Annotated in this window: 11 protein-coding genes; 8 read left to right on the top strand and 3 right to left on the bottom strand. The window is 54.3% G+C overall.

What is annotated here, in order from left to right:
• Positions 1 to 102 precede the first annotated feature (102 nt).
• Complete coding sequence (locus E2L00_RS06090) at positions 103 to 996, top strand: YcbJ family phosphotransferase (protein WP_167608437.1); 894 nt, start codon at positions 103 to 105, stop codon at positions 994 to 996.
• On the opposite strand, the gene elyC is transcribed toward E2L00_RS06090, so the two are convergent.
• Positions 976 to 1,752 carry an envelope biogenesis factor ElyC gene (gene elyC / locus E2L00_RS06085; protein WP_167608434.1) on the bottom strand — a complete coding sequence of 259 codons (777 nt, stop codon included), beginning with the start codon at positions 1,750 to 1,752 and terminating at the stop codon, positions 976 to 978. The two genes, E2L00_RS06090 and elyC, sit on opposite strands and share 21 nt — an antisense overlap.
• Before the next feature lie 135 nt (positions 1,753 to 1,887).
• On the opposite strand from elyC, the gene cmoM reads away from it, so the two are divergent.
• The 7 genes from cmoM (at position 1,888) to E2L00_RS06050 (ending at position 12,609) form a co-directional block, all read left to right on the top strand.
• On the top strand, positions 1,888 to 2,676 hold the full coding sequence (gene cmoM, locus E2L00_RS06080) for a tRNA uridine 5-oxyacetic acid(34) methyltransferase CmoM (protein WP_167608431.1): 789 nt from the start codon (positions 1,888 to 1,890) through the stop codon (positions 2,674 to 2,676).
• Positions 2,669 to 3,991 (top strand): chromosome partition protein MukF, encoded by a 1,323-nt coding sequence (gene mukF, locus E2L00_RS06075; RefSeq protein ID WP_167608428.1) that lies wholly within the window; start codon positions 2,669 to 2,671, stop codon positions 3,989 to 3,991. Before cmoM ends, mukF begins: the two co-directional genes overlap by 8 nt.
• Positions 3,972 to 4,688, top strand: a complete 717-nt coding sequence (mukE, locus tag E2L00_RS06070; RefSeq protein ID WP_167608425.1) for a chromosome partition protein MukE — start codon at positions 3,972 to 3,974, stop codon at positions 4,686 to 4,688. The genes mukF and mukE overlap by 20 nt, the downstream gene beginning before the upstream one ends.
• Positions 4,685 to 9,133 carry a chromosome partition protein MukB gene (gene mukB, locus E2L00_RS06065; RefSeq protein ID WP_167608422.1) on the top strand — a complete coding sequence of 1,483 codons (4,449 nt, stop codon included), beginning with the start codon at positions 4,685 to 4,687 and terminating at the stop codon, positions 9,131 to 9,133. Before mukE ends, mukB begins: the two co-directional genes overlap by 4 nt.
• 175 nt (positions 9,134 to 9,308) lie before the next feature.
• Positions 9,309 to 11,189, top strand: a complete 1,881-nt coding sequence (gene ldtD, locus E2L00_RS06060; protein ID WP_167608419.1) for a L,D-transpeptidase — start codon at positions 9,309 to 9,311, stop codon at positions 11,187 to 11,189.
• Between the two features lie 183 nt (positions 11,190 to 11,372).
• Positions 11,373 to 11,921, top strand: a complete 549-nt coding sequence (mepK, locus tag E2L00_RS06055) for a peptidoglycan L,D-endopeptidase MepK (RefSeq protein WP_167608416.1) — start codon at positions 11,373 to 11,375, stop codon at positions 11,919 to 11,921.
• A 40-nt stretch (positions 11,922 to 11,961) separates the two neighbouring features.
• The gene (locus tag E2L00_RS06050) at positions 11,962 to 12,609 is read left to right on the top strand and encodes an MBL fold metallo-hydrolase (protein ID WP_167608413.1); all 648 of its coding nucleotides are present in this window, start codon (positions 11,962 to 11,964) and stop codon (positions 12,607 to 12,609) included.
• Between the two features lie 42 nt (positions 12,610 to 12,651).
• Here E2L00_RS06050 and E2L00_RS06045 read toward each other — a convergent pair whose 3' ends face one another.
• Both E2L00_RS06045 and ompF read right to left on the bottom strand, forming a co-directional pair.
• Positions 12,652 to 13,842: an amino acid aminotransferase gene (locus E2L00_RS06045; RefSeq protein ID WP_167608410.1), complete on the bottom strand. Its 1,191-nt coding sequence runs from the start codon at positions 13,840 to 13,842 to the stop codon at positions 12,652 to 12,654.
• Positions 13,843 to 14,030: 188 nt separating this feature from the next.
• A complete protein-coding gene (gene ompF, locus E2L00_RS06040; RefSeq protein WP_275940753.1) occupies positions 14,031 to 15,131 on the bottom strand; it encodes a porin OmpF in 1,101 nt (366 codons plus the stop codon).
• Positions 15,132 to 15,364: the final 233 nt, after the last annotated feature.

The raw sequence follows: 15,364 nt of genomic DNA, 5'->3' as shown, positions 1-15,364 counted from the left end.
GCCGGTTTTTTATTATCTGAATACATATTGATCGGAAGTGATGACATCCGGCAAAAGCGCGCTCATTATAAATAGCATCATTATTTATAGGGGTTACGGGTTATGGAGCTGCTGCGGAAGGAGTTAAGCCATCTGCTGGGTGAAAAGTTAAGCCGTATTGAGTGCGTCAGTGAGCAAACGAATACTGCGGTCTGGTCGCTGTATGACAGAGAAGGCCACGCGATGCCGCTGCTGGCTAAAAGCTTTACCTCTCCGGGCATCGCCGCGCAGCAGGCATGGAAAATGTCGCTGCTGGCGCGCTCAGGCACCGTTCGCATGCCCGTGGTCTATGGCATAGTGACTCACGAAGACAAACCCGGCCCGGACGTGTTGTTGATGGAACGCCTGCGCGGGGTTTCCGTTGAAGCGCCAGCCAGAACGCCGGAGCGCTGGGAACAGCTGAAAGACCAAATCGTCGAAGGTTTGCTGGCCTGGCATCGCGTTGACAGCGCGGGCTGCGTAGGCAGCGTCGACAGCACCCAGGAAAACATCTGGCCATCCTGGTATCGTCAGCGGGTGGACGTGCTGTGGAACACATTAAATCAGTTTAAGAACACCGGCCTTACGATGCAGGACAGACGCGTCCTGTTCCGTTCGCGCGAGTGTTTGCCGCGCATGTTTGAAGGTTTCAACGATAATTGCGTGCTGGTCCATGGCAATTTTACGTTGCGGAGCATGCTCAAAGACGGCAAGAGCGATCAGCTACTGGCGATGGTAAATCCGGGCGTCGTGCTGTGGGCGCCGCGCGAATATGAGATTTTCCGTTTGTATGAAGAAGGGCAGGCGGAAAGCTTATTCTGGCGCTACCTGCAACGCGCACCCGTGGCGGAATCGTTCCTGTGGCGACGCTGGCTGTATGTGCTGTGGGATGCGGTCGACAGATTGCTCCAGACGGGCCGCATAAACCGGCCCGCCTTCGATGCCGCGACGAAGGGGCTACTCCCCTGGATTTCCTGAAGATCCTTTAAGCCACTGCCAGGCTCGCCCCAGCGTTTCATACCATACCCGGTCGCTGTGCATTAACCAAAGCGGTGACGGAACGATCTTTTCCCATGGGTTGAGCGGCGACTCAATGGCCATCTGATTAGCCGGTGCAGGAACAGGATTAAGGCCTGCATTGCGGAAGAAAATGACGGCGCGCGGTAAATGCGAGGCGGAAGTGACGAGCAGGAAAGGTTGCTTACCGATGGTTTTTGCTACCGCCGCTGCCTCTTCTTCCGTATCCTTCGGGCTATCCAGCGTGATGATTGCTGAACGCGGCACGCCCAGACTTTCCGCTACTCTTGCCCCTGCTTCTGCGGTACTGACAGAATTTGTCATCGCGCGTGCGCCGGTAAAGATTAGTTTAGCGCCGGGATTCGCCTGCCATAACCTTATCCCCTCGGTGACCCGCGGAAGGCTGTTATTGATCAGGTTCGAACTCGGTGCCCAGTCAGGATTCCAGGTATAGCCGCCGCCCAGCACCACCACGTAGTTAACCTGCGCACCGCCGCGCCACGTCGGCCAGGAATCTTCAATCGGCTTAAGCAGGCGATCGGCCACCGGCTGAAGGCTCAGCAGGAGTAAAACCAGCCAACCGGCAGTAAGTAATGCTTTCCCCGTTTTTTGCCAGCGGGTAAACCACAACAGCAAAATAGCTAAGCCAATCACCAGCAGCAGAAAAGGCAGGGGCAGTAACAGGCCGCCGATAAATTTTTTCAGGATAAAAAGCATGAATTCCGGGTCCTTTTTTAACCATCCAACGGGTAAACACCGGTGATATTACACCAGCCAGGTTCATTCTCCTGCTAGCTGTGCCAAAATAGCGGTTTTCTGAAACTGACCCTTAAAGGCTGTGGAGTAGTACCCGTGCGTGACCGCAATTTTGATGACATTGCCGAGAAGTTCTCACGCAACATCTATGGCACCACCAAAGGCCTGCTGCGCCAGGCTATCCTGTGGCAGGATCTTAATGCTCTGCTGGCTACCCTGGCGCCGAAGCTGCGAGTGCTGGACGCGGGCGGCGGCGAAGGGCAAACGGGCTGTCGTATGGCTGAGCTGGGTCACGACGTCATACTGTGTGATGTTTCCGCTGAGATGATCGCCCGCGCCCGGCTGACGGCCGTTGAAAAAGATGTGAGCGAGAACATGCATTTTGTACATTCCGCAGCCCAGGAGATTGGTCAACATTTGGAAAGGCCGGTCGATCTGATATTGTTTCACGCGGTGCTGGAATGGGTTGTTAACCCGCAGGCCGTGCTGCAGTCGCTCTGGGAGTGCCTGGCACCGGGCGGGGCGTTATCGCTGATGTTTTACAATGCGAACGGCCTGCTGATGCGAAACATGTTCGTGGGGAACTTTGAATATGTTCTTCAGGGAATGAAAAAGAATAAGAAGAAGACGCTTTCGCCTGACAATCCGCTACAGCCAGAACAGGTTTATCACTGGCTGGAGCAAATTGGCTGGCAGATTACCGGAAAAACCGGTGTGCGGGTATTCCATGATTACCTGCGCGACAAGCAAAAACAACGTGATGGTTTTGACGATTTGCTTGAACTTGAAACGCGTTATTGCCGGCAGGAGCCTTTTCTTAGCCTCGGCCGCTATATCCACGTGACAGCCATCAAGCCGCTTGAGCCAAGGAAAAATTATGAGTGATGTTTCCCAGACGGTACCTGAACTGGTTGCCTGGGCCCGGAAAAATGATTTCGCCATCTCGCTGCCAACCGAACGTCTGACATTCCTGTTGACGATTGCCACCTTAAACGGTGAAAGGCTGGACGGCGAGATGAGCGAAGGGGAACTGGTAGACGCCTTCCGCCACGTGAGCGATGGGTTCGAGCAAACCACCGAAACCATCAACGTACGCGCAAATAACGCCATCAACGATATGGTGCGCCAGCGTCTGCTCAACCGCTTTACCAGCGAGATCCACGAAGGAAATTCGATCTATCGTCTCACGCCGCTGGGGATTGGTATTACCGACTATTACATTCGCCAGCGCGAATTCTCCACGCTGCGCCTGTCGATGCAGCTCTCAATCGTCGCCGGTGAACTTAAGCGTGCCGCCGATGCCGCCGATGAAAACGGCGATGAGTTCCACTGGCATCGCAACGTTTTTGCGCCGCTCAAATACTCCGTCGCGGAGATTTTCGACAGCATCGATCTCACCCAGCGCATCATGGATGAGCAGCAGCAGCAGGTTAAAGACGATATTGCACAGTTGCTGAATAAAGACTGGCGCGCGGCTATCTCAAGCTGTGAACTTTTACTGTCTGAAACTTCCGGCACCCTGCGCGAACTGCAGGACACCCTTGAAGCCGCCGGTGATAAGTTACAGGCGAACTTGTTGCGTATCCAGGACGCTACGATGGGACGCGACGACCTGCATTTTGTCGATCGCCTGGTCTTCGATCTGCAAAGCAAGCTGGACCGCATTATCAGCTGGGGCCAGCAGGCTATCGATCTGTGGATCGGCTACGACCGCCACGTGCATAAGTTCATTCGTACCGCCATCGACATGGATAAAAACCGCGTCTTTGCCCAGCGCCTGCGCGTATCGGTGCAAAATTATTTCGACGCTCCGTGGGCACTGACCTATGCCAGCGCCGATCGTCTGCTCGATATGCGTGATGAAGAGATGACGCTCCGCGATGAAGAAGTCACCGGCGAGCTGCCAACGGACCTCGAATTCGAAGAGTTTAACGAAATCCGTGAACAGCTGGCGGCGATGATTGAAGCGGCCCTGGAGGTCTACAAATCCAGACAATTGCCGCTGGATTTAGGCGTGGTGATGAAGGACTATTTAACCCAATATCCGCGCGCGCGTCATTTTGATGTGGCACGAATCGTGGTCGACCAGGCGGTGCGTCTCGGTGTGGCTGAAGCAGACTTTACCGGCCTGCCGCCTCAGTGGCAGGCAATTAACGATTACGGAGCCAAGGTACAGGCGCATGTCATCAATAAATATTGAAAAATCGATGCCGGTTAAGCTGGCACAGGCGTTGGCAAACCCGTTATTCCCGGCGCTCGACAGCCAGCTACGCGCAGGCCGGCACATTGGTCTCGACGAGCTGGATAATCATGCCTTTTTGATGGATTTCCAGGAAGACCTGGAAGAGTTCTACGCTCGCTATAACGTGGAGCTAATTCGCGCGCCGGAAGGTTTCTTCTATCTGCGCCCGCGTTCCACCACGCTTATCCCGCGCTCGGTGCTGTCCGAGCTGGATATGATGGTCGGCAAAATTCTCTGCTACCTCTATCTCAGCCCGGAACGCCTGGCGAACGAAGGTATCTTCACGCAGCAGGAACTCTACGACGAACTGCTGACGCTGGCAGACGAAAGCAAGCTGTTGAAGCTTGTGAACAACCGTTCTACCGGCTCGGATGTCGACAGGCAAAAGCTGCAGGAAAAAGTGCGCGCTTCACTGACGCGCCTGCGCCGCCTCGGCATGATTTGGTTTATGGGCCACGACAGCAGCAAGTTCCGCATTACCGAATCGGTATTCCGCTTCGGTGCCGATGTGCGTGCCGGTGACGATCCACGTGAAGCGCAGCTACGTATGATTCGCGACGGAGAGGCGATGTCCGTTGAAACTCGCTTGCAACTCAACGATGAAATCGACGAGCCACAGAACGCCCAGGATAACGCGGAGGATGAACAGGAATGATTGAACGCGGAAAGTTTCGCTCGCTAACGCTGATTAACTGGAACGGTTTCTTCGCGCGCACCTTTGATTTAGATGAGCTGGTTACCACGCTTTCGGGCGGCAACGGCGCCGGTAAATCCACCACCATGGCGGCATTCGTTACGGCGTTAATCCCGGATTTAACGCTGCTGCATTTCCGTAACACCACCGAAGCAGGCGCCACGTCCGGCTCACGTGACAAGGGCCTGCACGGTAAGTTAAAAGCGGGCGTTTGTTATTCAACGCTGGATGTCATCAACTCTCGCCATCAGCGCGTGGTGGTCGGCGTGCGCCTGCAACAGGTTGCAGGCCGCGACCGTAAAGTAGATATCAAACCTTTTGCTATTCAGGGGCTGCCAACCTCTATCCAGCCGACGCAGTTGCTGACAGAAACGCTTAATGAACGTCAGGCGCGCGTGCTGAGCCTGCAGGAGCTAAAAGACAAAGTGGAAGCCATTGAAGGCGTCCAGTTTAAGCAGTTCAACTCCATCACCGATTATCATTCTTTAATGTTCGATCTGGGTATCGTGGCGCGTCGTCTGCGCAGCGCCTCGGACCGTAGTAAATACTATCGCCTGATTGAAGCCTCGCTTTACGGCGGCATTTCCAGCGCCATCACCCGCTCTTTACGCGACTATCTGCTGCCAGAAAACAGCGGCGTGCGCAAAGCTTTCCAGGATATGGAAGCCGCGCTGCGGGAAAACCGCATGACGCTGGAAGCCATTCGCGTGACCCAGTCCGATCGCGATCTGTTCAAGCATCTGATTTCCGAAGCCACGGATTACGTGGCGGCGGACTATATGCGTCACGCCAACGAACGCCGCATTCATCTGGATAAAGCGCTCGAATTCCGCCGTGAACTGCACCTTAGCCGCAAACAGCTGGCTGCGGAGCAGTTTAAACACGTTGATATGGCGCGTGAGCTGGCCGAGCACAGCGGGGCGGAAGGCAGTCTGGAAATAGATTACCAGGCCGCCAGCGATCACCTGAGCCTGGTGCAGACGGCTATCCGTCAGCAGGAAAAAATTGAACGTTATGAATCCGACCTCGACGAGCTGCAAATGCGCCTCGAAGAGCAGAACGAAATCGTAGCCGAAGCCCACGAACAGCAGGAAGAGAACGAAGCGCGTGCGGAAGCCGCGGAGCTGGAAGTGGACGAGCTGAAAAGCCAGCTTGCCGACTACCAGCAGGCGCTGGACGTGCAGCAGACGCGTGCAATACAGTATCAGCAGGCTTTGCAGGCGCTGGAACGCGCGCGCGCGGTCTGCCATCTGCCGGATTTAACCGCAGAGAGCGCAGACGAATGGCTGGAAACCTTCCAGGCCAAAGAGCAGGAAGCCACGGAAAAACTGCTGACGCTGGAACAGAAAATGAGCGTGGCGCAAACGGCGCACAGCCAGTTTGAACATGCTTACCAGCTTGTCACGGCAATCAGCGGGCCGGTGAGCCGCAGCGAAGCCTGGGAAGCCGCGCGTGAACTGCTGCGCGACAGCAACAACCAGCGTCATCTCACTGAGCAAGTTCAGCCTTTGCGCATGCGTCTTAATGAACTTGAACAGCGTCTGCGTGAGCAGCAGGAAGCCGAGCGTCTGCTGGCTGACTTCTGCAAACGTCAGGGCAAACGCTTCGATCCTACAGAGCTCGAAACGCTGCACGAAGAGCTGGAAGAACGCATCGCGTCGCTGCAACAGAGCGTGTCAGAAGCCAGCGAACAGCGTGTTTCTCTGCGACAGGAGCAGGAACAAATTCAGGCGCGTATCAAACGCCTTTCCCTGCGCGCGCCGGTCTGGCTTGCGGCGCAAACCAGCCTTAACCAGCTTTGCGAGCAGAGTAACGAAGCGTTTGAAAGCAGCCAGCATGTGACTGAATACATGCAGCAACTTCTTGAACGCGAGCGTGACGTCACGGTAGAACGCGATGAAGTCGGCGCCCGCAAGCGTGCCATCGACGAAGAAATCGAGCGTCTGAGCCAGCCGGGCGGTGCCGAAGACCCGCGTCTGAACGCGCTGGCTGAACGTTTTGGTGGCGTGCTGTTATCAGAGATCTACGACGATATCAGCCTGGATGACGCGCCATACTTCTCGGCGCTGTACGGTCCATCCCGCCACGCTATCGTCGTACCGGATTTGTCGCTGGTGCGCGACCAGCTTGAGAACCTGGAAGAGTGCCCGGAAGATCTTTATTTGATTGAAGGAGACCCGTCTTCCTTCGACGACAGCGTTTTCACCGTGGAAGAGATGGACGCTGCGGTGCTGGTGAAAACCGCCGAGCGCCAGTGGCGTTATTCCCGTCTGCCTGAACTGCCGCTGTTTGGCCGTGCGGCGCGTGAAAATCGTCTCGAAAACCTGCATGCCGAGCGTGAGACGCTGGCGGAGCGTTTCGCCACGCTCTCGTTTGACGTACAGAAATCCCAGCGATTGCACCAGTCGTTCAGCCGCTTTATCGGCCAGCATCTGGGCGTAGCGTTTGACGAAGATCCTGAAGAAGAAATCCGCCAGCTCAACGCCCGTCGCGGTGAAATTGAACGCGCCATCAGCAATCACGAAAACGAGAATCAGCAGCAGCGCCAGCAGTTCGAGCTGGCAAAAGAGGGCGTTGCGCAGCTAAACCGCCTGCTGCCGCGCGTCAGCCTGTTAAACGACGAGACGCTGGCAGACCGCTGCGATGAAATTCGCGAGCGCCTGATGGAAGCCGAAGAAGCGGCGCGCTTTATCCATCAACATGGCAACCAACTGGCCAAACTCGAAGCCGTGGCTTCGGTATTGCAAAGCGACCCGGAACAGTTTGAGCAGTTAAAAGAAGACTATCAGTATGCGCAGCAGATCCAGCGCGATGCGCGCCAACAGGCGTTTGCGTTGACGGAAGTGGTGCAGCGTCGGACCCACTTCAGCTATTCCGATTCGGCAGCGATGCTGGACGGCAACAGCGATCTGAACGAGAAGCTGCGCCGTCGGCTGGAACAGGCAGAAGCAGAGCGTACCCGCTCCCGCGAGGCGCTTCGCTCTCACGCACAGCAGCTCAGCCAGTTCAGCCAGCTAATGGCCTCGCTGAAAAGCTCTTTCGATACCAAGAAAGAACTGCTCAACGATCTGCATAAAGAGCTGCGGGACATCGGCGTGCGTGCGGATACCGGCGCAGAAGAGCGTGCCCGTCTTCGTCGCGATGAATTGCATACCGCGCTGAGCAATAACCGCTCCCGCCGTAATCAGCTCGAAAAAGCGCTAACCTACTGCGAAGCGGAAATGAACAACCTGACCCGCAAGCTTAAGCAACTGGAACGCAGTTATTTCGATATGCGCGAGCAGGTGGTGACGGCGAAAGCGGGCTGGTGTGCGGTAATGCGTATGGTGAAAGACAATGGCGTAGAACGTCGTCTGCACCGCCGCGAGCTGGCTTATCAGTCCGGCGATGAGCTGCGCTCTATGTCAGATAAGGCGCTGGGCGCGCTGCGTCTGGCGGTGGCGGATAATGAACATTTACGCGATGTGCTGCGTATGTCGGAAGATCCAAAACGTCCTGAGCGTAAAATCCAGTTCTTCGTGGCGGTTTATCAGCATCTGCGCGAGCGTATCCGTCAGGATATTATCCGTACCGACGATCCGGTTGAAGCCATTGAGCAGATGGAAATCGAACTGGGTCGTCTGACTGAAGAACTGACCTCGCGTGAGCAGAAGCTGGCGATCAGTTCCCGCAGCGTGGCGAATATTATTCGTAAAACCATACAGCGCGAACAGAACCGCATCCGCATGCTGAACCAGGGGCTGCAAAACGTCTCCTTCGGCCAGGTAAACAGCGTTCGCCTGAACGTAAACGTGCGCGAAGCGCATGCCACTTTGCTGAATGTCCTGTCTGAGCAGCATGAGCAGCACCAGGATCTGTTTAACAGCAACCGTCTGAGCTTCTCCGAAGCGCTGGCGAAGCTGTATCAGCGTCTGAATCCGCAAATTGATATGGGCCAGCGCACGCCGCAGACCATTGGTGAAGAGCTGCTGGACTACCGCAACTATCTTGAGATGGAAGTGGAAGTTAACCGTGGTACGGATGGCTGGCTGCGCGCGGAAAGCGGTGCGCTTTCTACGGGTGAAGCTATCGGTACCGGGATGTCGATTCTGGTAATGGTGGTGCAGAGTTGGGAAGATGAATCGCGCCGCCTGCGTGGCAAAGATATCTCGCCTTGCCGTCTGCTGTTCCTTGATGAAGCGGCGCGTCTGGATGCCAGATCAATCGCCACGCTGTTTGAGCTGTGCGAGCGGCTTGAAATGCAGTTAATTATTGCGGCGCCGGAAAATATCAGCCCGGAAAAAGGAACCACTTATAAGCTGGTTCGTAAGGTCTTTAACAATCACGAGCATGTGCACGTTGTAGGCCTGCGAGGTTTTGCCCCACCGCTACCGGAAGCGTTACCGAATACGGCAGAGATTCTCTGACCCGTTTTTATTCTCTGTTCAACCGCGGGCTACGGCCCGCTTTTTTGATCCGGAAATTTCTTAAGCTTTATTTTTCTTTACATTTATACGGGTAATTGGTTTTTACTGTTTATATACTGTTAAAAGAACCAGGCGAAACGCTGGTTACGATAAACGGTAAAACAGGGGGCAAAGGATGTTGCTTATGAAAATGCACGGTTTTAGAGTGTCGGCCATAGGGTATTGCCTGGCGCTCGGTCTGGCTCCGCTGTTTACGGTACAGGCGCAAGAGCAAGAGCCTGCTGTGGTTCCTTCCGACAGCTCCGCCGTGACGGCAGAGCAACCTACGGCGCTTGAGCAGCCGTTAGCGCAGTCCAGCGCGACAGCGATGCTGACCGGCACCCTGTCGCTTGATTCAGCCTCAATGTCCGCCGCGCAGAGCCGCTCACAGCTGCTCTCCCAGCTGCCTGCGGGATACGCGCCCATCTACCTTAATGCGCTTTCAGCCTTCTATGCTGCACGAGACATGAAGCCGATGTGGGAAAACCGCGATGCGGTGCAGGCTTTCCAGCAGCAGCTGGCGGAGCTGGCCATTGCGGGTATCCAGCCTCAATTCACTACCTGGGTCGAACTGCTGACCGATCCTGGCGTGACCGGTATGGCGCGCGATATCGTGCTCTCCGATGCCATGATGGGCTACCTGCAGTTTGTTTCCGGCATTCCCACCGAAGGGAACCGCTGGTTATATAGCACCACGCCTTACAAAATGCAGACTGCGCCTTTATCGGTCATTAACCAGTGGCAGGTAGCTGTCGATCGGGGGACGTTAGCCAGCTTTATCGCTACCCTGGCACCGCAGCATCCGCAATATGCCCGGATGCATCAGTCTCTGGTGCATCTGTTGGGGGATACGCGTCCGTGGCCGCAGCTAACCGGTAAAGAGACGCTTCGCCCAGGGCAATGGAGTAAAGATGTGCCTGCGCTGCGCGAAATCCTTGCCAGAAGCGGCATGCTGCAGGCCGACCCGGCAATTCCATTACCTGGTGACGATAGTAATAATACGCAGACCGCGGCCGTGGTTAGCCCGTCGGCGATAAATGATGAAGGTGAGGGGAAAGTACCGGGCGTTGCTGCCGGCCCGAAGAAAAAATCTTCCGCCGCGGTACGCAGCGCTTATAACCGTGAACTGATTGAGGGCGTAAAGCGCTTTCAAAAATGGCAAGGGCTGGGGGCGGATGGCGCAATTGGGCCATTAACCCGTGACTGGCTAAACGTTACGCCACAACAGCGGGCTTCGCTTGTGGCTTTGAATATTCAACGTTTACGCCTGCTGCCGAACAAGCTCGATACCGGCATCATGGTGAACATTCCGAACTATTCTCTGGTGTACTACCTGGACGGCAGCGAAGCGCTGGCATCCCGCGTTATTGTCGGACGGCCGGATCGTAAAACGCCGATGATGAGCAGCGCGCTGAATAACGTGGTGGTTAACCCGCCGTGGAATGTGCCAAATACGCTGGCGCGTAACGATATTCTACCGAAAGTTCGCCAGGACCCCGGCTATCTGGACCGCCATGGTTATAGCGTGCTGCGCGGCTGGAGCAACAATGCAGAAGCCATCGATCCCTGGCGTGTCGACTGGCAAACCATTACCGCCAGCAATTTACCGTTCCGTTTCCAGCAGAAACCCGGAACGCAGAACTCGTTAGGACGTTACAAATTTAATATGCCGAGTTCTGATGCTATCTATCTTCACGATACGCCGAATCACAATCTGTTCCGGAAGGATGCGCGGGCGCTGAGTTCCGGCTGTGTTCGCGTCAATAAAGCCTCCGAGCTGGCAAATATGCTGCTGCAGGATGCAGGCTGGAACGACACGCGAATTTCAGGTCAGCTAAAAGACGGCAGTACTAAGTACGTCAACATTCGGCAAACAATTCCGGTTAACCTCTATTATCTGACCGCTTTTGTCGGCAAAGACGGACGTACGCAGTTTCGTACAGATATTTACAATTACGATCTCGCCGCGCGATCGGGCGCACAAATCCTGGCAAAAGCCGGGCAGTTAATCAGGTAAGTGCAGTAATACTAATGAATTAGTGGTCGTAAGTAATGTAATACCCAGCCGGGTCCCTCGCAGGGCCCGGTTTAGCTGGGTTTTACAGCGCCTTGACTCAAGGTTATTTGACGGTTAAGGTGCGGGCAGTGCGCCAGAAGTGCATATTATTCGACCATTTTTTTACCTGTAGACCTGGACATCATGGACAAATTTGACGCTAATCGCCGCAAGCTGCTGGCGTTGGGCAGCGTGGCTTTGGGTGCCGCTCTGTTACCTACGCAAGCGTTTGCAACCCTCTCGACACCGCGCCCGCGCGTTTTAACTCTTAATAATCTCCACACCGGTGAGACGCTAAAAGCTGAGTTCTTTGATGGTAAAAGCTATATTCAGGATGAATTAGCCAGGCTTAACCATTTCTTCCGTGATTTTCGCGCGAACAAAGTTAAGGCCATCGATCCCGGGCTGTTTGATCAGCTTTATCGTTTGCAGGGACTGTTAGGAACGAACAAACCCGTGCAGCTTATCTCCGGTTACCGCTCCCTTAACACTAACAATGAATTGCGCGCTCATAGCAGTGGAGTGGCGAAAAAAAGCTACCACACCAAAGGGCAGGCAATGGATTTCCATATTGAAGGGATTTCGTTAAGCAATATACGCAAAGCTGCATTATCTCTGCGCTCAGGTGGTGTAGGATATTACCCAAGCAGCAACTTTGTGCATATTGATACCGGGCCAGTACGGCACTGGTAAAACAACGGAATCCGGCGCGCGTTGCCGGTAATGGAGCAGCATGAATTATCACATTATTCCGGTAACGGCCTTTGCCCAGAACTGTTCTTTAATCTGGTGCGAAGAAACCCTGCAGGCCGCGGTGGTGGATCCAGGCGGTGAAGCGCAAAAAATTATCCGTGAAGCGGCGGCAAAAGGCGTAACGGTAAGCCAGATCCTGTTAACTCATGGTCATCTTGATCACGTTGGCGCCGCCGCAGAACTGGCCGCACATTACGGGGTGCCGATTGTTGGGCCAGAAAAAGCAGATGATTTTTGGCTGCAAGGGCTACCTGCGCAAAGCCGGATGTTTGGCCTTGATGAATGCCTGCCGCTGACGCCAGATCGCTGGCTTGAAGAAGGGGAAACCGTATCCGTCGGGAAGGTGACCCTACAGGTATTACATTGTCCGGGGCACACGCCGGGGCATATCGTTTTCTTTGACGACAAGGCTAAACTGCTGGTTTCCGGAGATGTGGTCTTCAAAGGCGGGGTAGGACGCAGCGATTTCCCACAGGGCGACCATGCGGCGCTTATCGATTCGATTAAGCGTAAGCTGTTACCGCTGGGCGATGACGTAACCTTTATTCCAGGCCATGGCCCGCTTTCCACGCTGGGTTATGAGCGTTTACACAATCCTTTTTTGCAGGATGAACTGCCGGTCTGGTAAAAGATAAGAGCCGCTTAACGCGGCTCTTTTTTTACTCTTAAACTAAAGAACAGCAACAATCGCTTCGCACAGTGGCGCCATATTGTCAGGCGTCATCCCCGCAACGTTGACACGGCCAGAAGCCACCGCGTACACGCCAAACTCTTCGCGCAGGCGCAGAACCTGTTCTTTGGTCAGGCCGCTAAACGAGAACATCCCGTTCTGATTGATGATAAAGCTAAAGTCACGATTTGCGCCTTTTTCCTGCAGCGTGCTAACAAAAAGCTGACGCATGCGGTGAATGCGTTGACGCATATCGGTCAGCTCCTGCTCCCAGAGCGTACGCAGGGCGTCGTTGCTCAGGATAGTTGCCACAACGGCGGCCCCGTGCGCCGGCGGGTTAGAGTAGTTTGCGCGGATCACGGATTTCATCTGGCTGAACGCACGGTCAACGGTATCTGCATCCGAAGCGACCAGCGTACAGGCGCCTACGCGCTCGTTATACAGGCCGAAGTTCTTGGAGTAGGAGCTGGCGACAATCAGCTCTTTGTGAGTGGCTGCGAAGACGCGCAGGCCTTCCGCATCTTCTTCCAGGCCACGGGCAAAGCCCTGATAGGCAAAATCAAACAGCGGCAGCCAGCCTTTTTCCTGCGACATTTTCGCAAGCGTCTGCCACTGCTCTAAAGTAGGATCGATACCGGTTGGGTTATGGCAGCAACCGTGGAACAACACAACGTCATCCGCCTGTGCCGCCTGCAGGCTGCTTACCAGACCGTCGAAGTTCAGAGCGTGGTGTTCGGCGTTGTAATAGTCATATTCGCAAACTTCCAGACCGGCGGAGTTAAACACGCCTTTATGATTTGGCCAGCTTGGATTACTTACCCATACGCGTTTGGTTGCGGTGTTTTTCGCCAGGAAATCAGCCGCTACGCGAAGCGCGCCGGTGCCGCCTGGGGTTTGCGCCGTGCGCGCGCGTTTGGCTGCGCTGATTGCGTTACCTTTGCCAAACAGCAGTTCCTGGGTGCAGCGACCAAACTCGGGAATACCATCTATGCCCAGGTAGTTTTTAGTATTTTCATTTTCCAGCAGATAAGCTTCTGCTTTTTTAACGCTGGTCAGCACCGGCGTTTTACCAGTCTCATCCTTATAAACCCCAATGCCGAGGTTAATTTTGGTCGGGCGGTCGTCGGCACGAAACAGATCGGCCAGGCCAAGAATTGGATCAGCAGGGGCAGCGGTAATGTTCTCAAACATGACAAGGTTCCATTGTGATATCGAGGGAGAAACGCTCTCAGGTTAACCGCTGTTTTCACAAATGCCAACCGTTTGCGACAAAAAGAAACAACCGGCTTCACAAGCTGAATGTTTTCGCTTTTCAGGCGTAAAAAAACAGGGCCGAGGCCCTGTTTTTCTTATATTCAGACGCATAAGCCGTCGAATAATTAGAACTGGTAAACGATACCCACTGCAACGGTATCATCAGAACCAAGCCCCAGCGCGTTGTCGCTGTCGATCTGGTTGATGATGTAATCAACATAGGTGGACATGTTTTTGTTGAAGTAGTAAGTTGCGCCAACTTCGATGTAGTTGAGGTAATCAGCACTGCCTACACCTTCAACGTCTTTCGCTTTAGATTTGTAGTAAGCGATGGATGGACGCAGGCCGAAGTCGAACTGGTACTGTGCAACTACGGAGAAGTCCTGAGTTTTGTTAGCGAAGCCGCTGATTGGATCTGTGCCAGTGCTATTCGTGATACGAGTTGCGTTGCGGGTTTCACCGTAGATAGCCGCCAGATAGATGTTGTTCGCATCGTATTTCAGGCCAGCCGCCCACTGTTCCGCTCTCTCACCGTTGCCAAGAGCCATTGCTTCTTGAGCGTTGGTACGGTCTGCTGCGCCGTAGCCACCAACGATACCGAAGCCTTCAAATTCATAGCTTAAAGAGGTTGCCCAACCGTCGCCGTTTGAACGGCCCGGGTTATCTGTGCGCTCGTTTTTGCCCAGGTACTGTACGCCGAAGTTCAGACCTTCAACCAGACCGAAGAAGTCGCTGTTACGGTAAGTTGCAAGGCCACCGTTACGGCCAGCGAAGAAGTTATCGCTCGCACCTGTGTCGCCGCCGAACTCTGGCAGCATATCGGTGATACCGATTGCGTCATAAACCAGACCGTAGTTACGACCGTAGTCGAAGGAGCCTGCGTCGCCGAATTTCAGACCGGCAAAGGCCAGACGGGTTTTGTTACCAGACTGCGCATCAGAACCGCCTTCAGAGCTGCTGCCGGTAAACTGGTATTCCCACTGGCCGTAACCGGTCAGCTGGTCGTTAATTTGAGTTTCGCCTTTGAAGCCCAGACGAGCATAAGTCTGGTCACCGTTACTGGCGTATGCGTTGCTACCGTTGTCTTTGGAGAAATAATGCAGACCTACCGCTTTACCGTAGAGGTCAACTTTGTTGCCGTCTTTGTTATAGATTTCTGCAGCGTTAGCTGCGCCGGCTACCAGCAGAGCAGGAATAACCACTGCCAGAATATTGCGCTTCATCATTATTTATTACCCTCATTGGTTTTTTATGAACACCTGCCACTGCCGTCAATAATTCTTTACGGAACTATTGATGAGAGTTTGGTGTCTTTCTGTATCTGTCTGGCATCTTTCCATCCATGAAACCGTTTCGCTAGCCTGAAAGTGCTACAAATGTCTAAACTAAGTAACCAAAAGAAAATATGTGTAACTAAATATGTATTTAAGGGAACTTTGTGAACCACCTCAAATTTCAA

The sequence above is a fragment of the Cedecea colo genome, assembly GCF_011808225.1.
Taxonomy (GTDB): domain Bacteria; phylum Pseudomonadota; class Gammaproteobacteria; order Enterobacterales; family Enterobacteriaceae; genus Dryocola; species Dryocola colo.
This window is presented reverse-complemented; position numbering and strand designations above follow the sequence as displayed.